The sequence below is a fragment of the Paenibacillus sp. MDMC362 genome, assembly GCF_003269305.1.
Taxonomy (GTDB): domain Bacteria; phylum Bacillota; class Bacilli; order Paenibacillales; family Paenibacillaceae; genus Paenibacillus_AQ.
Genome location: NZ_QLYT01000032.1, coordinates 26,283 through 46,061, shown reverse-complemented (window position 1 = coordinate 46,061; position 19,779 = coordinate 26,283). Strand labels below are relative to the sequence as shown.

Sequence of the window (19,779 nt, the reverse complement as noted above, 5' to 3'; positions counted from 1 at the left end):
GCATAGGAAGCATTCTCTACACACTCTATCACATCGTGACAGTTGAATATGCCTGGTTGTGCGGGGATTTGCAAGGAAAAGAACTGGAAATCCCTTCGTTCGAGGATTGTGCCAGCGTGCAGGGATTAAGAGATTATTCGGCACGAAGCCATGCGGAAATTGCACCATTCATCTACGCTTGGAATGATAGCTTGGAAGATCGTATTATGTATGATACAAACCAAAACGGAGAGCAGGAAAGCTTTACATTCGGTGAAGTGATGCGGCACGTGATCGCCCACGAAATTCACCATATCGGTCAATTGTCAATATGGTCTCGAGAAATCGGAAAGACGCCGGTTACAGCAAACTTGATTCGTAGAGGGTTATTCGATAAGTCGCGGTAGAATGGAGAAACATGTCGCTACACAAGAATAAAGTACCATGCAAAGTCGCTGATATAGCGGCTTTTTTTTGCATTGAGGGTACAAGCTCTTGTTCAGAGGCTAACTGGCAGAAGTAGAGGGCTTACTCAAGTGAGCAAGTGGGCAATCGCTGATATTATTTGCAGCAAAAAAATGAAAAAGTTGCGCAAAAAACATTGAATAATTTACCAACACAGTATAAGATTGCAACAAGGGAGAGGAAAGCGCTTTCCGAAACTATATCAGACAGGTGCTATGCCGATATGAAAATAACTTTAAAAGACATTGCCGATCATGCAAATGTATCTATTTCCTCTGTTTCGAGGGCTTTAAACAACGCAAACTCGCCAGCACTTGTAAACGACCAAACGCGTCTGCGAATTATTCAAGTTGCCAAGGACCTGGGTTACCATAAGTTTAACATTTCACTGCAAAAAAACGAAAAATTTTCAGAGAATAAAAAGGTTCCAAAGAGAGTGGGGCTTGTTTTATATGATGTAAAAGCTAAATACCAGGATCCATATTTTTCAGAAATTATATACGGAATCGAAAGTGAATTGCTTGATCAAGAATGTATATTGGACTTCACGTTTGAGGTGCAGGATATTTTCAATTTCAATTTGCTTGGGGATATGAACGAGCGTGACTTAGGAGTCATTTGTATCGGACCGCTTAAGCATGATTTTATAAATGAGCTGAATAAGCGGGTTCCATTTGTTATATCGGTGGGCGGAATACCTAAGCTGGAAATGGATTATGTTACGGTGGATTTTCGTCATGCGGCAATGCAAGCAGTTCAATATTTGGTAGATCTCGGTCATCGGAATATTGCTTATATTGGCGGGAGCTCTCAAGTTGGAATGCCGATCGACCAAGAAGAACGTTTCTATGGTTATAAAGAAGCGATGGAGTTGAACCATCTTAAAATTGTTCCGGAGTGGGTTCAAGACGGCTGCTTTGATCTGACCAGGAGCTACGAAGCCATGAAAACAATATTAAACACGCAGAGTCCGCCCTCGGCCGTGTTTACAGCTAGCGACAAAATGGCATTCGGGGCGTATAAGGCTATTGGTGAATATGGGCTATCGATTCCAAATGATATATCTGTTGTTTCTTTTGATAATGTCGAAATGTCCGAATTCATTAACCCTCCGTTAACAACGGTACAGGTACACAAGGAGGAAATGGGGCGAATCGCAGTCAAATTACTGCTTCAGCGCATGGAAGGGGGGATACCATTGCCATTGATCAGCTATTTGCCGACAAAACTTATTGTCCGCAGCAGCTGTACCGAGAAAAGCGAAGAGGAAAAAAATATGAAGGTTTTGGGGAGGGTATAATAATGAAAAAAATAATTGCTTGTCTCGGTTTAGCCGCTTGTATGCTTATCCCTCTGGTTGCTCCAGCGCATGCACAATCAGCCCAAGGGGACACAAATGCAAATGAAAAAAAACCAAAAGCTACCTTTCAAGTGATCAGTGACCTGCATATTAGAGATACACCGTACTCTCATAACAAGTTTTTGAAAGCGCTTCAAGATCTTCATTCCATTGACCCGCAGGTGGATGCTATGGTCATCAACGGAGATATAACGAATAACGGTTTTCCCGAAGAATATGCAAAGGCTCGCGAACTTCTTGATCAATCTCCTAAACCGAAGAATCTGTATATGACCATTGGAAATCATGAGTTTTTTAATGGAGAAGGAAATGAAGTGAACACCCGTCGGTTCGCAGACTTTATCGAAGAGGAGCGTGTATACTACGAGAAAATCGTGAAAGGCTATCCTTTTATATTCCTAGGCTCTGAAAGCTGGGGGCCAGTCGATTCTCCCGCCAAAGATCATGCCTATCTGAGCGACGAGCAGTTGATTTGGCTGGAGGATACTTTGGAGAAGCGCAGCAAGAGCGAGAAGCCAATGTTTGTTTTTCTTCATCAGCCTCTTTCCGCCGTACATGAAACAGCAGAAAAGCGTCTAACCGATCTCTTCTCGAAGTATCCGCAAGTTATTTTATTCACTGGGCATACCCATCGGGATATGCGACTTCCGAATATTAACCTAACACAGAGTAAATTTACGAGTATCAATACAGCTTCTGTCTATTATACAACCTTCGCACCGACAGTAAACTGGGACGAAAGCCAAGGATTGTATGTGCAAATTTATGATGACAGGGTCGTTGTCCAAGGACGCGACTTTTACCGTAAGCAATGGATTCCCGAAGCGCATTACACGATAGATGTTCAATCTGCAACAACGTTTTCTTATCGTAATAACTATGTTATTCCGGGTGAAGCTGCCCTATTAACCTCAACCTTTACAAATTATGGAGAAAACACAATCGAGGCCATTCAATTGGACTTAACGGCCCCTGATGGTTGGAGCGTAGAGGCAGTAAATGATCCTCTGGTCACGAATCTTTCGCCTGGAAGTTCGATTGAAACGGATTGGCGTGTGACGCCCCCAGATACTGCTGAGCCTGGATTCGCAAATTTAAAGGCCACCGTTTCATTTGAATATGGGGGAGATAATAAGCAATCAGAATGGAGTGCCGACTCCATAGTCTGGATACCAGAACGGCTCCCAGCTGCCGATTCTTATGTAAGTGATGTGGAATGGATTCATTCCGCTAATCATTGGGGGCCCGTAGAACGGGATCAAAGCAACGGTGAGAGAGCAAAAGGCGACGGAAAAACCATAACCATTGGCGGCGAAAAATATACAAAAGGCTTAGGTGTGCATGCGAATGCTGAGATTACTTATTATACAGGCGGCAACTTCTCTACATTTACCGCAGATATCGGGATCGATGATGAAGTGGGAAATAGGGGGGCGGTTGTCTTTCAAATTTGGGCAGATACTGAGAAAGTATATGACAGCGGGCTTGTTACCGGATCGGATTCCGTCAAAAAAGTTCAGGCGGATATCTCCGGCGCAAACGTTCTGAAACTGGTCGTTACCGATGGCGGAGACGGCACTGGCTACGACCATGCGGATTGGGCAAATGCCCATATTGCTAGATCCAATGTAAACCGTTAGGGAGGCTAATCACGCTGCTACAGACGCTTAGTGCCATGCTTCCGTGGAAAGTCGCTATTTTAGCGGCTTTTTTCCTTTAAGGACGCAAGTTTTTGTCCTCAAGGACTAACGGCAGGATAGTTGAAAATGTACCATCGGTATCAGAACAAACGCTATTGACAATCCACCTACTGCGTGTTACTTTATAGCTGTAGTATGTATTACTTTATACCAGTGATACAGATTAGCAACGGGGATGTGCTGGAAAACTTAACGGAAATGCTCAATCGGGTGTTTGAGGGCTGTGTCCTTGAATCGTGATTTCAAAAATTAATGAGGTAAAAGGAGAAAATATAATGAATTTTTGGGAGAAAATCACCGGCAGCGATATGACTAAGGAAATGAAAGCTTTTGAAATGAGAGCCAAAAAGTTACCGCCTGATTATCAAGCGGCATGGGAAAAAATTAATGCACATCTTTGGCCGCACTCAGATTTCACCGGTCGCAACCTCATGCCCATTCTTGACGGTGTGCTTGGCCTGCTCGAAGAAACGGCGGCAGACGGACAGAGTGTCGAAGAGGTTTTCGGTGACGATATCAAAGGTTTCTGTTCAGCGCTGGCCGGCATCGATGAGGCAAAGTCTTTCCGCGACAAGTGGCGCGAGCAACTCAACAACAATGTCGCGAAAAAATTAGGCAAATAGGAGGATGAACATGAGGATCCAAGATATCATTGAAGGCAAAAAAGAGTGGCGCGCGCACGTGGCACGTGTCAAAGCGCTCCCGCAAGATTATCAGATTGTTTATAAAGAGATTCAAAAATATCTCTTTAAGGTCGGCCCTGTTGAGCTAACGGACGGGACGGGTTTGCTTTCGGGGATAATTGATCTTTTTGAAGAGGGTGCGGCCTTAAGGAAAGGCGTGCTCGAAGTGACGGGCAGTGACGTAGCGGCTTTCTGCGACGATCTAATCAAAGATTCAAAAACTTATGCTGACGTCTATCAAGAATCTGTTGACCATGAAGGGAACAAGACCATAAAGAAGGATACGGATAAAACAAAGTAAAGATTTCCAATAGATGAAGAATGTTCTTATCTTCTAACAGTATAATTCTATAATATGGTGTTCTACTTACGAATCACACCGGGACATGAAACCGTCGAGTCGGTGAAGGAGGATTCTATGAATATTACGGGTATACAATCTGATTGGAAAGTGGAAAAAATCGAATTCGCCAAATTAACGGGAGAACGAGCCAGAAGCGCAGGGGCCAATGGCAGAATCGGCATTCATGGCAAAAGCTGCGCAGTGGATATCGCCAGAATAACGATCGATGGACAAACCGGTTACGGTAGCTCGATTCATATGACGCCGGAATGGGCCCAAGGCATAATAGGCCGCCGATTGCTTGACTTATTCGATGATCGGGGCAGACTGCTCGAAGCGTATCGTTTGCAATTGGAATACCCAGTGCTCGATTGGTTAGGACAGAGACAAGGCAGACCCGTGTACGAACTGGTGTCCGGTGCCCACATGGAGAGAGGAGTTCCATTGGTTGTTCCCTGCTATGATACCTCACTGTACTTCGACGATTTGCATTTGTCCGATGAGAGGACCGCAGTCGCGTTGATGCAAGAAGAAGCGATGCAAGGATATGCGAAGGGTCAACGTCATTTTAAGATTAAGGTTGGCCGTGGCGGACGCCATATGCCACTCTGGGAAGGGACGAAACGAGATATCGCGATCGTTCGCGGAATCTCCGAAGTGGCAGGTCCCACAGGCAAGATCATGATCGATGCGAATAATGCATATAATTTGAACTTAACCAAAGAGGTCCTGGCGGCTTTAGCGGATGTAAATCTGTATTGGCTGGAAGAAGCGTTCCATGAGGATGATGCCTTGTACGAGGACCTGAAGGAATGGCTCCGGCAACGCGGGCAGAATGTGCTTATCGCGGATGGGGAAGGGCTTGCCTCACCACATCTCATTGAGTGGGCGACGCGCGGCCTTGTCGATGTGCTGCAGTACGATATTATCAGGCCCGGTTTCACGCATTGGATGGAACTAGGCGAGAAGTTGGATACCCATGGTTTGCGGACTGCGCCTCATTGTTACGGAAATGCCTATGGTATTTACGCGTCTGGACATTTGTCAGCCGCGGTGCGGAGCTTCGAATTTGTGGAATATGACGACATTACAATCGAAGGAATGGATGTATCAGGCTATCGAATCGAAAACGGAGAGATTCATATTCCGGCCACGCCGGGTTTCGGAATCGTCTTCGACGATGAACTTGTAACTAACCTTATAAAGCGATCCGGCTGGTCCTGATGCCGAGGTGCAACTACATGGTCTTTATTGAAAGTCGCTATTTTAGCGGCTTTTTTGTTTAAGGGTAAAATTTCTTGTACCGGTTACTGTAATAGTCAAGAATGGGTCCGATTAGAATATCGAGTCATTACGTTTAGAATAGGGGGCCGGTGAATCCGTTTAAACGTGCAATGACGCCGATTTGACCGACATGGTAAGACTCATGATCGAAAACATGATGGATTATCCATCGTAGCGTCGGCGGCGAAGGCGGTTCCCAGCCGTCTGAAAAACGAGGGAGCTCTACGACTGGCTCGCGTTCATCGTATTCCATAAAGTCGAGTATATGGTCTGTATGTTCTCGAATGTCGATATATGCCTGCAAAATTTGCTGAGGACGATCCAAGACTCGTTGAAGTCGTCGCTCTCCCTTAAGTACGATCACGTTAATCCATTCGTCTTCGCTGCGTGCGATGTGCTCAACGATCCAAGCGATCGAATTCGGATGATCCGGATGCCTTGCATGCCACTGTTCCTCAGTCAATTGATTTAAATAAGGGATCAATATCTTTCTTGCATCGTTTCGATAAGGGAAAAAGGTAGTGAGTTTCATGAAATCCTCCAAGAATATAGAGTAGGTACAGGTATTTACTACCATGTATCATTGTAACTTATTTTTAGAGACGGGAACAACGGACGCTTAAGTTTGGGATATTATAAATGATATATCTAGAAGGGAAAAGATGGGTTTATGTTGAACATCCCATCTTAAGAAATGAAAGTTAATTCAAAAGAGGAGAATGAGTTATGACTAAGAATTTATTTCAGCCAGTAACAAGAAAGAATTTAACGTGGTTAAATGAACCTAAACATTGGGAGTTTACAGCTGATGACAGGCTTATCGTTGATGCTCCACCGAAAGCTGACTTTTTCAAAGATCCTGGAGGTAAACATGTTGCTCATTCTGCACCCTATCTGCACATCCAGGTGAATTCAACATTTCAGCTTATAACGCAGCTTCAGGTAGACATGAACGAATTGTACGATTCCGGGTGTCTGATGTTGATGGCAGACGAGAACAATTGGGCTAAGCTTTGTTTGGAGTTCAACGGTGAGTATGCTACGATCGTGTCTGTTGTTACGCAGAACGGTTTGTCGGATGATTGTAATTCTGAGCGTGTATTAGTAAGCAATCCTTATTTAAAAATAACGAAGAATGATCAACTTATTTCTTTTTACTACTCATCAGATGGTGAAGTTTGGAAATTGATTCGATACTTTGGAATGAATACCTCCGCACCGTTTACAGCGGGTGTGGTAGCTCAATCACCGAAGGGAGCAGGTTGCCGAGTCGAATTTCTGTCTTTGGTTTTATCCGAATCTGATGAAGGAAGTAGGTTTTAGAGTATACGCATAATGGCTTGGAATTGGAATCCAAAGTATCGTAACTCAACTAAGAGGCATGGAAAAGGACGGGATTGTTGGTCGATAGGTTTATGGCGACAAATCCAAGGTTATGGAAGAGTTTTAAGGCTATACACAGTCAATTCATACTAATCCCCTTACTTAAAAGTAAGGGGATGTTTTAACAATGATTCATCAGCGGGAATGTCCAATCGAGACACTCATTCATGTTTTAGGCGGTAAATGGAAACCCATGATTTTATGGCATTTGATTGAATCCAAGAAGAGGTTCAACGATCTGGAAAAGCTTATACCTGATGCTTCACAAAAAATGCTTTCACAACATCTCCGAGATTTGGAACGAGAAGGCATAATCGATAGAACGGTTCACCCTGTGATCCCTCCAAAAGTGAAATATTCTCTTAGTGAATACGGCAGAACATTGATTCCTGTAGCAGAAATCATGTGTGCTTGGGGAGAAAATCATAATAAGCGGAACTATGAAGAGCCTGCGTCATAAAGCTGGTTCAATGAACTTGTACACGAATTCAATCAACTCAAAACAAAAGCGCCACGGGATTCCGGGCAGCTTTTGTTTACCTACAGTGCCCACTCCGGATATGAATGGATAACTAAACTCCTATTAGAGTAGAATTGTCGCCAATCTTTTTTAGAATTTTCCTGTCTACCGATCTTATCGGCAACAATTTACCCGGGTTCCCACCTGAGTATAAGAATCACAACCGGAATTTCGAAAGGCTGCAACGGACCGGGCTCGATTGGTCCATGATGTGTCCAGGAACCATGATGGATTCAAGCAAGCATCCAGAGCCGGTTCATCTTCATGTAACCACGGATACCTTGCCCGTTCCGATGTCGGAGACGATTAAGGCATATTCCGAGGCAGAAATAGCCGGTCACTTGTTCAGCCGATTTCAAGAGCTGAATGTTGCTTATGACGATGTCGTAATGTGTATGTTGGCCCGTCTTGAGCTTGGAGGAGCGTTTAAGGGGAAAAGGGTCGGTCTAGCCTATCAAAGCAAGATATCGGTTCGCTGAGGAGAAGGGGGGGCATGGATTTGTTCGGATTACTGCTCGTTTTGCATATATTGGCTTCGATCGCCATCATTGGCCCCGCTTTCGTGATGCCCATCATTCGAAGATCGGCAAGAACCGTCGGCCAGCTGCACTTTACTTTTGGTATAACGACCAAGCTTGCCATCATGCCTAAAATTGGCGGAGCCGTACTTATTTTAACCGGGGTTTGGCTTATGATCATAACCAAGATGGGGTTATCCCAAATATGGCTGAATGTATCCATCCTTTTATCGCTGCTCATGGTCGTCAAGCCATTTTAAAGAAGCCGATGGAGCGTCCTAACTCGCTTTTTAGTCACATGATTTTGATGAAATAATTAGGATAATACAATACTACTCCATAAAACTTCTAGATAATTAGAAGTTTTATTTTTTTTGTTTCAATGAGAAGTGCTGAAGCGTCTTACGACTCGTTTGCCGACTTTGCACTTTCTTTGAAAATGCCGAAAACCGAGGCTTTTTCACTCTTCAAAAATGTCTCATTGCAGGAAAAGAAAGTGCTGCCGCATAATAAGACCACACCGCTCGCGAGGTGATGAACGACACATGGAGGTGGAGAAATGATGAAGCAAGCTACGGCTCAAAGGGATTTCCCGCAAACGTCCAAGCAGCCGGAGCACCGCACGAGCTTCGCCGCGAGGCTTCGCAGGGACAAATGGCTCTACCTGCTGCTGCTCCCAGGCTTGCTTTATTTTTTGGTTTTTAAATACGTGCCGATGTGGGGGGTTATGCTGGCATTTCAAAACTATCAGCCGTTTACCGGCTTTTTGAAAAGCGAATGGGTAGGCTTCGAGCATTTTCGCCTGTTTTTTAACAATCCAGAGTTTTTAATGCTGCTGCGGAATACGCTGTTGTTATCGTTCTATAATCTCATCTTCTTTTTTCCCGCTCCGATTATACTGGCACTCCTGTTAAACGAAGTAAGGCTTTCGTTCTTCAAGCGCACGATTCAAACGATGATTTACGTGCCGCATTTTATATCGATGGTAATCGTGGCAAGCCTGACGTACGTATTCCTAACCACGGAAGGCGGCGCCGTAAACGAACTCCTATTCCAATACACTGGGAACAAAATCCAATTTTTGTCCGATCCGTCTTGGTTCCGCCCCGTGATTATTCTGCAGACGATCTGGAAGGAATGCGGCTGGGGAACGATCATATTCCTGGCGGCGCTGGCGGCCGTCGACGTGGAGCAGTACGAAGCGGCGACAATCGACGGGGCAAACCGTTGGAGGCAAATCTGGCATATAACACTGCCGGCGATCCGCAGCACGATCGTGATTCTATTGATTTTGCGGATGGGCAGCGTGCTGGACAACGGCTTCGAACAGATTTATCTGATGTTGAATCCGCTTAATCGCTCGGTGGGCGAAGTGTTCGACACATACGTATACGCGATGGGCATTACGCAAGGCGCTTTTAGCTATAGTACGGCCGTCGGGCTGTTTAAATCGGTTGTTGGCGTAACGCTGGTGCTCGGCACGAACTGGCTGGCGAAAAAGTTCGGCCAATCCGGGCTTTACTAATGAGTTGGAAAGGGGATTCTATCCATGGCCAAGCAATACAGAACCGCGGCCGGTGTCACGTTCGACGCTGCCAACTACATCGTGCTATCGTTGTTCGGGCTGGCTGCCGTGCTCCCTTTCGTCTACGTGATAGCGGGCTCCTTTGCATCGGACGCAGAGCTGACGTCGAGAGCGGTATTTTTCATACCCAAAACATTTACTTTAAATGCTTACGAGTTTATTTTTTCGACAGATACGATCATGAAAAGCATCGGGGTCTCCGTCTACATAACTGTCATCGGCACGCTCGTCAACCTCTTTTTCACGGTAACGATGGCCTATTCATTGGCCAAGAGAGGATTGTACGGCCGGAATCTGGTGCTGAATCTCGTCATCTTCTCCATGCTATTCGGTGGAGGGATGATACCGACGTATCTGGTCGTCAAGGAGCTGCACCTGCTCGATTCGCTTTGGGCGCTCATGCTGCCTGGCGCGATCAGCGCGTTTAATCTGATCATCGTCAAAAACTTTTTTCAGGAAATTCCGAAGGAGATCGAGGAGGCCGGCCGCATCGACGGCTGCTCCGAGCTTGGCCTCTTAGGGCGGATCGTGCTGCCGCTTTCAATGCCCGTCCTCGCTACGTTTACGTTGTTTTACGCCGTCGGGCATTGGAACGATTTCTTTGCGGCACTGCTGTATATTAACGATCCGGAAAAATGGCCGCTGCAGGTCATGCTGCGCCAGATCGTTCTGCTGTCGCAAGCGGCTGCAGGCGATTTGAACTCGATGGACCCTAATTTCGTGCAGCCGCCGGATCAATCGATCAAAATGGCCGTGATCGTTGTCGGCACGGTTCCGATCTTGTGTGTGTATCCGTTCCTGCAAAAGCATTTTGCCAAAGGCGTCCTGCTTGGCTCGGTAAAAGGCTAAAGTTTGTTATTCCAAATGTGTGATTCCGCTTTGGCTCTGTTGTTAATACCCAAGACACGCTGATTGATTTGCTTGGAGCTCATGCGGTTTGCAATATGATCTTAATGATAAAGGGAGGCTATTTAATGAAGAAAAAGACAATGAAGGCGAAACGTGCTTCCACATTTCTAATTCTAGGCACGGCTTGTATCGTACTGATGGCAAGCTGCTCGTCCGGTAAAAACAACGGTGGCACAGACTCTTCCAACAATTCGACGGCGGCTCCCCCTGCAAGCGCTTCCGCCGATACGCAAGAAGCGTTTAAGCTGAACATCATGCTCCCGATTTTTAAAACGAACTATCCGAAGGACGACAGTCCCGTAGCGGCTGAGCTCGAGAAGCTGACAAGCACGGACATTCATTTCGAATGGGTGCCTAACGCTTCCTATGCGGATAAATTCAACATTACGCTTGCCTCGGGCAATTTGCCGAAAATCATTTACGTGCCGGACTCGAAGAGCCCGAGTTTCGTTAGCGCGGTAAAATCGGGGGCGTTCTGGGATTTGACCGACAAACTCAAAAATTATCCGAACCTCAGCCAGGCCAGCGAAATCATTCTGAACAACTCCTCGATTAACGGCAGAACGTACGGCGTATATCGCGGGCGCGAGCTTGGCCGCAACGGCGTATATTACCGCAAGGATTGGTTGGAGAACGTCGGACTTGAGCAGCCGAAAACGATCGACGATTTTTACATCATGCTGAAAGCGTTCAAAGAGAAGGATCCGGACGGCAACGGTAAGGACGACACGTACGGACTGGTTATGGTCAAATGGACGGCCGGCTGGGGAGCGGGCTTCGACCAGATCAAACTGTGGTTCGGTGCACCTAACGTTTGGGGTGAAAGGGACGGCCAGCTCGTACCGGAATTCGAATACGATGAATATCTCGAAGCGCTCAAGTTCATGAAAAAGCTCTATGACGAAAAACTCGTCAACCAAGATTTTGCCGTCATGGATTCGGCGAAGTGGACTGATCCGCTAGTTAACGGGCAAGCCGGCGTGATTATCGACGTCGTCGACGGAGCGGCTCGAGCCGACGACAAAATCAAAGCGGCGAACGCGGCGGCGGGCAATGACTCAAGGGAGCATTACATGGATGTGTTCGGTGCAGTAACCGGTGCGGATGGTCAAATTCGTACGCTGCCTACTTCCGGTTTTGCCGGCCTACTGGCCATTCCGAAGTCGAGTGTGAAGACTGAGGAGGAGGTCGACCGAATTCTGAAATTTCTAGACCAGCTGAACGAGCCTGACCTGCAAACGCTGACCAGCTTCGGCCTTGAAGGCGTCCATTATACCAAGATCGACGATACAACATTGGAAAGAAGTACGGACTCCGTGCTGCTCGAGTCCGAAGTCGAAGGTCTTAACCAAATGGTACCTTACATTCCTGAAGGAAAAGGGCTGCAGGTGGCCCAGACACCGCTTCGCTTAAAACAAACAGAGGTTCAAATGAAAAACCGGGAAACCATCGTCGCCAATCCGGCGGAGCCGTTTATTTCTGAGGTGTATTCGCAAAAAGGACAACAGCTTGGCAATATTATTAACGATGCCCGCATTAAATTCATCGTCGGCCAAATCGACGAGCAAGGCTGGCGCGATGCAATCGAATTATGGAAAAAATCCGGCGGCAGCGATTACGTGAAGGAAATCAACAAGCTGTACGCAGCGTCCAAATCTTAGGCAAAGAAATTGAGCAGTGACGTTCAGCGAGAAAAAGAGGCCAGCGGCCTCTTTTTTCTCTTCCGAATTTTTCTGCCGAGAGTCCCCAATGACAGGAGCAGCTTTGTAGCCAAGACTCCACGATGCCCGGGTTATTTGGAATTCCTCTGTTTTTTAAACAATTCACTCTGAAAACATGCAGGTTTTATTGGTAGAACCGCGTTATGCTAATTAAGAAAGTCGGTTGTATTTCGCGGTTGTTAAATTTGAATACGCTTACATATCTGAAAGGCAAAGGACCGCCTAACAAGGGAAGGCAAAACTAATTTTAGATATGGTTGGTGAGCTGATGATGAATGGATGGAAAATGTTATTGGCCCGCTTTTCCGGCAGATCTGGCAGCTTCTATAGGAAAAGCTTAATCATGTTCCTGTTTGTTGCCGGAATTCCCGGCATTATTACCGGGGTTCTCGTATATTCGATGGCCGGTGGTAAGCTGGAAGAGGAGTTGCTGAAGCTCCATAACAACCAGATTGAGCAGCGGTCGCAGAACCTGAATAAACAGCTGTCCAATCTCGAAATGATGCTGGCGCATTGGGCGTTCGATACGAGCTTTGATTATTCGCTCGGCGAACGCGACTTCGTGCGCGATTTCGAGAAGACCCGCGATATTACGAATACGCTGCTCGTCATGCAGGGCTCCAATACGATGATTCGTAACGTCAGCCTCTATTTGCAAGGAAGCCAGCCGGTATTGTTTTATCCGGAATATTCCGCTTTACATGATGCAGGTGTCATCAAGCTATACGACCAACTGCTTGACGCAGGAAAAACGACATACTGGACACAGCTAACGCTGGATCCCGATCAGCCGGGAAAACGGGAATTGACGTTTGTGCATCTCGTTCCCGGCGGCAGCCAAAAACCGATTGGAGCCTTGATCGTCCGCTTGGACAGCGATCAAGTCGCGGAAGCGCTGCAGACGATTACCCCTTATGCTGATGGCGAGAATTTTCTAACGGAGCCGAGCAGTCATCTATACGTATCCGCCAACGGGAGCTCAATAGATTCGACCTTCGTAAAGGCAGTCAGGAGCGAGGTCGAGTCAAACGTGAACGAGGAAGGCTCATTTCTTTATGAATGGAACGACAAGACCTATGCGGTCACGTACGGTTATTTCGCACGAATCATGGATAACTGGCTGTACGTGTCGGCTTCGCCGATCACCAATATAACGGCACCGGTCGTTTTTATATCCAAAGTCATTTTGACGGTCAGCTTGAGCGCTCTCTTGCTGGCAATAGGTCTTGCTTGGCTTGCATCGATCCGTATGTATTTACCTGTAAAAAGGCTAATGAAGGACTTGCTGCCAAGCGCCTCCTTGTCGGGCGGAGGCCGGGAGGACGAGTTTACGCTAATCGAGCGGCAATGGCAGCATTTAAGCAGGGAGAGTCGGGAGCTGAACGCCAAGTGGCTCGAGCAGCTGCCGCATGTGAAGGAAAGCTTTCTCCATCAGCTCCTTCAAGGCTATTTGTACGCCTATACGGAGGAGGACCTGCGTTCACGGATGGAGCGGTATAAATGGCAGGTGTGCGGCAAGCAGTTTGTCGTGCTGTACGTACAGCTTACCGGGATCGCCAGCATGGAAGGAAAGTTCAAGTTTGGCGACGAGGGACTGGTTACCTTTGCGTCCGTCAACATGATCGAAGAGCTGGCGGATTCGTATTTCGAGCAAAGCAGCACGATCAACTTCCATGATCTTGGATCAGGGGTGCTGCTCATCTTGCCGGAAGGAGAGCCATGTACGGAAACGATCAAATCGTTTTGCGAAGAGCTTGCGCAGACGGTTAATCGGCTGCTGAACATGGTGCTGACGGTGGCGATCAGCCGGTCAACCACCCTTGTAAGCGACATTCCGCTTGCATTTGAAGGCGTGAAACACGCAGCCAGCTTCCGCACATTCGATAACGATAACCAGATTATCGAAATGGAGCAGCTGAATTTCGAGGATTCGTCCGAACCGCAGTATCCGTTTACGCTGGAAAGAGAATTTCTTCAGGCGCTTCGAACCGGACAGGAAGCGGACGCCAACGCCTTGCTCGTCGATTTCCAGAATGCGCTGTCCGTGCAGGAAGCAAAAGCGATAGATGTCCAGCAGGGGATGCTTCATTTATTGGGTTCCGTCCAGCATGCGATTCTCGTATCCGGTATTCAGCCGAATCGTTTGTTCAAGGGTGCCAACCTGTATGAGCAGCTTTCCCAGATCAAAGAACCTGCTGGAGCCAGGGAATGGTTCCAGGTAAAGGTGATCGTCCCTTTCATGAAGGAGCTGACGAGCCGAACGGATGGCCAGGTCAAACGGCTGATCGAGCAAGCCATGATCTATATGCAGCAAAACTATATGCACGACATTTCGCTCGACAATTGCGCCGACCGCATCGGCACGAACCCGTTTTTTCTGAGCAAATCATTCAAACAGGTCACCGGCAAAAACTTTATCGATTATTTGACCGAACTGCGTATGGAAAAAGCGAAGGAGCTTCTTCGGGAATCGGAGATGAAAATTAACACGGTCGCTGAACAAGTTGGATATCGGCACAGTTATTTTAACCGGATCTTTAAAAAGCTCGAGGGCATGACTCCCACCCGTTATCGGGAGCTTAGCCGGACAGATTAGGAGGAAGTAAGATGCGATAAAGAAATCGGAGAGGCAGCCGGCAGAGGTTCATGATGTGACCGCTGCCGGCTTTATTGTGAAGCGTGGGGCTGCGAAGCACCAGAAGAACCTTACCGTGCAATAAAGTGCAATACTCGCGAAATCGTACAATATAGCCTAGGCGGATGTCACCAAGAAAGTGCCATTGCCGGGAAAGCCGCAGCTGTCTACAATGAGGGCGATGAAGCAACGGAAGCCAACAAAACGTGTAGGAGATGATTCCATGAATGACACGCGAGCATCGCTGCGTTGGTTAAAGGCAGCTGCAGATATTCCGGCCGGGGTGACTTGGGGGATGCCGTGGAAGGAGGGAGAGCTTTCACGGGACGAACGGCTGTCGCTGCACGTGGAAGGCGGGACTCCCCCCGAACTGCAAAGCTGGCCGACTGCACATTGGCCGGACGGCAGCGTCAAATGGACGGCTCATGCCGCCGTTTTTCCGACTGGTGCCCCTCATGGGTATACCATCGTGAAGGGAGATTCCGAACATTCACCAATAGCTGCTTCATTGTCCGTACGTGAGGCAGAGGATGGCTTTACCATCGACACGGGCGTCATTTCCTTTCGGGTACCGAAAACAGGCAGCCGAATGATCGCCGATGTTCAACGAAACGGTGTCAGTATAAGCTCTTATGGCGAGTTGATCGCTATCAAGGAAAGCGTAAGCGAGCTGACCGGGAGCCGAACGATCCGGGAGGAACGTTATCAATCCCAAATCTACGAAGCGAAGGTGGAGCAAGCAGGTCCGGTACGAGCGGTCGTCAAGCTGACGGGCCGCCACCGTGCCGTGAACGGAACTGGTGAATGGCTTCCTTTTTCGCTTCGCCTGTACGCTTACGCGGGTCTGGAGTCGATCCGGATGGTGCATACGTTTTTTTATGACGGCAATCCGAACCAGGATTTCGTGAAGGGACTCGGCATCCGTTTCATCCTGCCGATCCGTGGGCCGCTGTACAACCGCCACGTCCGGTTTGCCGGTGATACCGGTTATTTAAGCGAATCGCCCAAAACGCTTCATTCGCGGCGCACAAAAGGCAGATATTTGGAGCTGTTCAAGCGTCAGCTCAATGGGGAAACACTGACCGACGAAGAAATGGACGACGAGTACTTTATGAATCTGCTGCACGACTCCGCAAGCTGGGACGGCTTTAAGGTGACGCAGTTCTCAGCCGACCATTATCTGATGGCCAAGCGGACCAGGGCAGGCTGCAGCTGGATCAAATCCGGCGAAGGCCGGAGAGCGCGTGGTGTTGCATATGTCGGTGGGCCCGGCGGCGGACTGGCTCTTGCGATGCGCAATTTCTGGCAAAAGCATCCTTCGGGCATGGAGGCGCACGGCCTCACAGAGGACCAGGCGCAGCTGATCGCCTGGTTCTGGTCCCAGGAAGCGCCGGCCATGGACATGCGCCATTACGATACGTTAACGCATGTTGAATCTTCCTACGAAGGCGCGGAAGAGCTGCGGGCAACTCCGTACGGCGTCGGCAATACGAGCGAGCTGACGATTTGGTGCCGGGCGTTTACGCCGTCGCCAGTTGAGCTGGAGGCTTACGCGAGCTATAACGACTCGCCTCCGCAGCTTGTATGCGAGCCGGCTTATTTGCGGAGCCAAGGCGCTTTTGGCATTTGGAGCTTGCCGGACAGGGGAACGCCCGCCAAATCCCGCCTCGAAGAGAAGCTGGACGGGATCATCGCTTTTTACCAAAGGGAGGTGGAGCAGAGGCGCTGGTACGGCTTCTGGGATTACGGCGATTTCATGCACAGCTACGACCCTGCGCGCCATGTCTGGAATTATGACCTCGGCGGCTGTGCTTGGCAAAATACGGAGCTGGTCCCGAACATGTGGCTGTGGCTGATGTTTTTGCGCTCGGGACGCGAAGACATTTTCCGGATGGCGGAGGCGATGACGCGCCATACGAGCGAGGTCGACGTCTATCATTTCGGGGAATACGCCGGGCTCGGCTCCCGGCATAACGTCGTCCATTGGGGCTGCGGCTGCAAGGAAGCCCGGATCGGCATGGCCGGACTCCATCGCTACTATTATTATTTGACGGGGGACGAGCGGATCGGGGACATGATGGACGAGGCGAAGGACGCCGATTTTACAACCGTTCATATCGATCCGATGCGCGCCTATTTTCCGAAGGACGAGCATAAGACGCATATCCGGGTCGGCCCGGATTGGGCGGCATTCAGCTCCAACTGGATGACCCAGTGGGAGCGTAAAGAGGATCCATTATACCGTGACAAACTGATGACCGGCATACAATGCATTAAACAGGCGAATTTCGGCCTGATCTCCGGTCCGACTTACGGTTATGATCCGAATACCGGCTTGCTGACGTCGATGGGTGACGACAACTGGGGGCGCCATCTGGCGTTATGCATGGGCGCGCCGCAGGTGTGGTTCGAGCTGTCCGGCATGTTGAAGGATAAGCAGTGGGACGACATGATGGCCGATTTCGGTGTTTTCTATAATCTTTCGCAGGAAGAAAAGGATCAAATTACGGGCGGCGCCATCAGCACAAAGCGGTTTGAGCATCCAGTCCTGACGCTGGCCCTCGTCGCATACGGCGCTTGGTATCGTAAGGACAGGCGTACAGCCGATGTCGCCTGGTCGACGCTGTTGGGACACCCTTTTGCAACTACAGACCTGGAAAAAGACGCCGTTGACGTTACGTACATCGACAAGCTGAAGGAGATTGAGTGGATGAATACGAATGAAGCGTCGCAATGGTCTTTGAACACCATTATCAGCCTGGAACTGATCCCAGATTCATTGCCTGACCATGCAGACTAAGACACGCTGGGAAGAAAGGAGCGTGAATACGATGACAACAGATCAACCAACCGAAACAGGGGTCGTGCATACTGCTAAAAGCCCGCTGATTCCCGAAAGTTGGCGTGCGATTTATGCAAACCCACTCGCCAAGCCCGAGCATGTCGCGGATTATCGAATGGAGGGAGAAGGAGCCATCACGTTTCCTTTGGGACGTATGCGGCTCGAAAGCATTCGCGACGAGGCGGAGGGGCAGCGAGCCAATTTCGTATTGTGGTGCCCGAAGGACTTTCCGGCGGACGCCGCCGTCTCATGGGATTTTTGGCCGGTCCGCGAGCCGGGCCTGGCGATTATGTTTTTTTGCGCAACCGGCACGAAAGGCCGGGATTTGTTCGATTCTTCCATCAAGCCACGGACTGGTGAATACGACCAGTATCATCACGGCGAAATGAACGCCTTCCACGTTTCTTACTTCCGGAGGAAGTGGGCGGAGGAGCGGAAGTTTCATTCATGCAATTTGCGTAAAAGCTACGGTTTCCACCTGGTCGCGCAAGGTGCCGACCCGATTCCCGGTGTCATGGACGCGGTCGGACCATACCGGATGCTGATCGTCAAGAGCAGACATCGCATTACGTTTGCCGTTAACAATCTTCCGCTTTTCTCGTGGGAAGACGACGGCGAGACGCACGGGCTTCCGGTCGCCGGCGGAAAGCTCGGTTTCCGCCAGATGGCGCCTATGATTGGAGAATACGCGAATTTAACCGTATATGCTGAAAGTAAATCGTAGTTTACACCGTTAATTCCATAATTACTGTCAAAGCCTCTTCCATCTCAGCAGGGGCTTTGGACAAGGAGGCTTTGCAAATTGAAGTTAACTATTGCTAATGCCGATCTAAAGGAGGTTGTCGAGTGCGTTGCAGACTACACCTTCGGCATGGATCTGACTTGGGACTGGCCTTGCGGCGTCGCCTATTACGGGATCAGCCGTGCCTTTGAAGTGATTGGCAAGCAGGCTTATTTGGAACGGATGATACAGTGGTGCGATGAATATATCGATGCAGGACTTCCGGGATGGACGGTCAACACATGCTCGATGGGACATATGCTGCTCACCCTTTACGAACAGACGAAGGATCAGAAATACCTCGATATCATCATGAGCAAGGTGGACTATCTGGAGAACAATGCCCTGCGTTTCGGTGACGGTGTGCTCCAGCACACGGTGTCGGCTAAAAACGATTTTCCGGAGCAATGCTGGGCGGACACCTTGTTTATGGCAGGATATTTTCTATTACGCGCAGGCGTAGTGCTTGGGGAGAAGCAGCTTATTGACGATGCACTTCATCAGTTTTATTGGCATATCCATTATTTGCAGGACGAGAATACCAGCCTGTGGTATCACGGATATAACCACCTGAATAAGGATCATATGTCAGGAATGTATTGGGCGCGTGCCAACGCTTGGGCGGCCTATACGATGTCCCGCGTGGGACATGTGCTGCCGCAAGCTTACCTGCACCCTCCATTTATGCATATTATAAGCTCGCTGCGAGACCAGCTTGCCGCCATCAAAAAACTGCAGAAGGATGACGGTCTCTGGGGCACCGTGCTCGACTACCCGGAAGCATATGGCGAGGTGTCAGCCACGGCTGGTATTGCCGCGGCAATGGTGATGCAGAATAATCCGCTTCATGCCAAACATGTAGAGCAGGCGTTAAAGGGCGTGCTGGCTAATATTTCCGATCGCGGACGGGTGCTCAACGTATCCGGTGGAACCGCCGTCATGAACGATATTAGAGGTTATCTCGAAGTGGATAGAAAATGGGCCCAGGGCTGGGGGCAGGGACTTGCGCTTGCCTTACTTTCCGCAGTTGTCGAAATGAACAACACGGGTGAACAGGATAACGGATAGATG

17 protein-coding genes and 1 pseudogene are annotated in these 19,779 nt (G+C 48.8%); 17 read left to right on the top strand and 1 reads right to left on the bottom strand.

Annotated features, from left to right (window positions below):
- The 6 genes from DP091_RS16835 to DP091_RS16810 all read left to right on the top strand — a co-directional run.
- Positions 1 to 386: DinB family protein (locus DP091_RS16835; RefSeq protein WP_113059389.1), on the top strand; the 386-nt coding region annotated here is incomplete at its 5' end.
- A gap of 281 nt (positions 387 to 667) precedes the next feature.
- Positions 668 to 1,744 (top strand): LacI family DNA-binding transcriptional regulator, encoded by a 1,077-nt coding sequence (locus tag DP091_RS16830; RefSeq protein ID WP_113059385.1) that lies wholly within the window; start codon positions 668 to 670, stop codon positions 1,742 to 1,744.
- A 2-nt stretch (positions 1,745 to 1,746) separates the two neighbouring features.
- The gene (locus tag DP091_RS16825; RefSeq protein ID WP_113059384.1) at positions 1,747 to 3,444 is read left to right on the top strand and encodes an NPCBM/NEW2 domain-containing protein; all 1,698 of its coding nucleotides are present in this window, start codon (positions 1,747 to 1,749) and stop codon (positions 3,442 to 3,444) included.
- 335 nt (positions 3,445 to 3,779) lie between these two features.
- Positions 3,780 to 4,127, top strand: coding sequence for a DUF1048 domain-containing protein (locus DP091_RS16820; protein WP_113059383.1), 348 nt, complete (start codon positions 3,780 to 3,782; stop codon positions 4,125 to 4,127).
- 10 nt (positions 4,128 to 4,137) lie between these two features.
- Entirely contained in the window at positions 4,138 to 4,488 is a 351-nt protein-coding gene (locus DP091_RS16815; protein ID WP_113059382.1) for a DUF1048 domain-containing protein, read from the top strand.
- Positions 4,489 to 4,605: 117 nt separating this feature from the next.
- The gene (locus DP091_RS16810; protein WP_113059381.1) at positions 4,606 to 5,754 is read left to right on the top strand and encodes an enolase C-terminal domain-like protein; all 1,149 of its coding nucleotides are present in this window, start codon (positions 4,606 to 4,608) and stop codon (positions 5,752 to 5,754) included.
- Positions 5,755 to 5,887: 133 nt separating this feature from the next.
- Here the strand turns inward: DP091_RS16810 and DP091_RS16805 are convergent, their stop codons facing one another.
- Complete coding sequence (locus tag DP091_RS16805) at positions 5,888 to 6,346, bottom strand: DinB family protein (protein WP_113059380.1); 459 nt, start codon at positions 6,344 to 6,346, stop codon at positions 5,888 to 5,890.
- Positions 6,347 to 6,540: 194 nt separating this feature from the next.
- Here DP091_RS16805 and DP091_RS16800 point away from each other — a divergent pair, with 194 nt between their 5' ends.
- From DP091_RS16800 to DP091_RS16750, 11 genes and pseudogenes are all read left to right on the top strand, one after another.
- Positions 6,541 to 7,137 (top strand): DUF1349 domain-containing protein, encoded by a 597-nt coding sequence (locus DP091_RS16800; protein ID WP_113059379.1) that lies wholly within the window; start codon positions 6,541 to 6,543, stop codon positions 7,135 to 7,137.
- Positions 7,138 to 7,324: 187 nt separating this feature from the next.
- Complete coding sequence (locus DP091_RS16795; RefSeq protein WP_113059378.1) at positions 7,325 to 7,657, top strand: winged helix-turn-helix transcriptional regulator; 333 nt, start codon at positions 7,325 to 7,327, stop codon at positions 7,655 to 7,657.
- Between the two features lie 284 nt (positions 7,658 to 7,941).
- Positions 7,942 to 8,196: a hypothetical protein gene (locus tag DP091_RS16790; RefSeq protein ID WP_258394590.1), complete on the top strand. Its 255-nt coding sequence runs from the start codon at positions 7,942 to 7,944 to the stop codon at positions 8,194 to 8,196.
- Between the two features lie 14 nt (positions 8,197 to 8,210).
- Positions 8,211 to 8,483 (top strand): annotated as a pseudogene (locus DP091_RS16785) (DUF2269 family protein); the annotation flags it as partial.
- A gap of 314 nt (positions 8,484 to 8,797) precedes the next feature.
- Positions 8,798 to 9,760 carry an ABC transporter permease gene (locus DP091_RS16780; protein WP_113059388.1) on the top strand — a complete coding sequence of 321 codons (963 nt, stop codon included), beginning with the start codon at positions 8,798 to 8,800 and terminating at the stop codon, positions 9,758 to 9,760.
- A 24-nt stretch (positions 9,761 to 9,784) separates the two neighbouring features.
- The gene (locus DP091_RS16775) at positions 9,785 to 10,669 is read left to right on the top strand and encodes a carbohydrate ABC transporter permease (protein ID WP_113059377.1); all 885 of its coding nucleotides are present in this window, start codon (positions 9,785 to 9,787) and stop codon (positions 10,667 to 10,669) included.
- Between the two features lie 125 nt (positions 10,670 to 10,794).
- Positions 10,795 to 12,390 carry an extracellular solute-binding protein gene (locus DP091_RS16770; protein WP_113059376.1) on the top strand — a complete coding sequence of 532 codons (1,596 nt, stop codon included), beginning with the start codon at positions 10,795 to 10,797 and terminating at the stop codon, positions 12,388 to 12,390.
- A 403-nt stretch (positions 12,391 to 12,793) separates the two neighbouring features.
- Complete coding sequence (locus DP091_RS16765; protein ID WP_258394589.1) at positions 12,794 to 15,046, top strand: helix-turn-helix transcriptional regulator; 2,253 nt, start codon at positions 12,794 to 12,796, stop codon at positions 15,044 to 15,046.
- 262 nt (positions 15,047 to 15,308) lie between these two features.
- Positions 15,309 to 17,885 carry an exo-rhamnogalacturonan lyase family protein gene (locus tag DP091_RS16760; RefSeq protein WP_113059375.1) on the top strand — a complete coding sequence of 859 codons (2,577 nt, stop codon included), beginning with the start codon at positions 15,309 to 15,311 and terminating at the stop codon, positions 17,883 to 17,885.
- Between the two features lie 31 nt (positions 17,886 to 17,916).
- Positions 17,917 to 18,651 (top strand): DUF1961 family protein, encoded by a 735-nt coding sequence (locus tag DP091_RS16755; RefSeq protein ID WP_113059374.1) that lies wholly within the window; start codon positions 17,917 to 17,919, stop codon positions 18,649 to 18,651.
- A gap of 78 nt (positions 18,652 to 18,729) precedes the next feature.
- On the top strand, positions 18,730 to 19,776 hold the full coding sequence (locus tag DP091_RS16750) for a glycoside hydrolase family 88/105 protein (RefSeq protein ID WP_373456929.1): 1,047 nt from the start codon (positions 18,730 to 18,732) through the stop codon (positions 19,774 to 19,776).
- The last annotated feature ends 3 nt before the right edge of the window (positions 19,777 to 19,779 follow it).

Excerpts from the sequence above, each read along its gene's own strand:
- DP091_RS16770 (WP_113059376.1), top strand. The coding sequence starts at position 10,795 with ATGAAGAAAAAGACAATGAAGGCGAAACGTGCTTCCACATTTCTAATT.
- DP091_RS16830 (WP_113059385.1), top strand. The coding sequence starts at position 668 with ATGAAAATAACTTTAAAAGACATTGCCGATCATGCAAATGTATCTATT.
- DP091_RS16790 (WP_258394590.1), top strand. The coding sequence starts at position 7,942 with ATGATGGATTCAAGCAAGCATCCAGAGCCGGTTCATCTTCATGTAACC.
- DP091_RS16800 (WP_113059379.1), top strand. The coding sequence starts at position 6,541 with ATGACTAAGAATTTATTTCAGCCAGTAACAAGAAAGAATTTAACGTGG.
- DP091_RS16815 (WP_113059382.1), top strand. The coding sequence starts at position 4,138 with ATGAGGATCCAAGATATCATTGAAGGCAAAAAAGAGTGGCGCGCGCAC.
- DP091_RS16760 (WP_113059375.1), top strand. The coding sequence starts at position 15,309 with ATGAATGACACGCGAGCATCGCTGCGTTGGTTAAAGGCAGCTGCAGAT.
- DP091_RS16810 (WP_113059381.1), top strand. The coding sequence starts at position 4,606 with ATGAATATTACGGGTATACAATCTGATTGGAAAGTGGAAAAAATCGAA.
- DP091_RS16795 (WP_113059378.1), top strand. The coding sequence starts at position 7,325 with ATGATTCATCAGCGGGAATGTCCAATCGAGACACTCATTCATGTTTTA.
- DP091_RS16765 (WP_258394589.1), top strand. The coding sequence starts at position 12,794 with ATGTTCCTGTTTGTTGCCGGAATTCCCGGCATTATTACCGGGGTTCTC.
- DP091_RS16825 (WP_113059384.1), top strand. The coding sequence starts at position 1,747 with ATGAAAAAAATAATTGCTTGTCTCGGTTTAGCCGCTTGTATGCTTATC.
- DP091_RS16755 (WP_113059374.1), top strand. The coding sequence starts at position 17,917 with ATGACAACAGATCAACCAACCGAAACAGGGGTCGTGCATACTGCTAAA.
- DP091_RS16820 (WP_113059383.1), top strand. The coding sequence starts at position 3,780 with ATGAATTTTTGGGAGAAAATCACCGGCAGCGATATGACTAAGGAAATG.
- DP091_RS16775 (WP_113059377.1), top strand. The coding sequence starts at position 9,785 with ATGGCCAAGCAATACAGAACCGCGGCCGGTGTCACGTTCGACGCTGCC.
- DP091_RS16805 (WP_113059380.1), bottom strand. The coding sequence starts at position 6,346 with ATGAAACTCACTACCTTTTTCCCTTATCGAAACGATGCAAGAAAGATA.
- DP091_RS16780 (WP_113059388.1), top strand. The coding sequence starts at position 8,798 with ATGAAGCAAGCTACGGCTCAAAGGGATTTCCCGCAAACGTCCAAGCAG.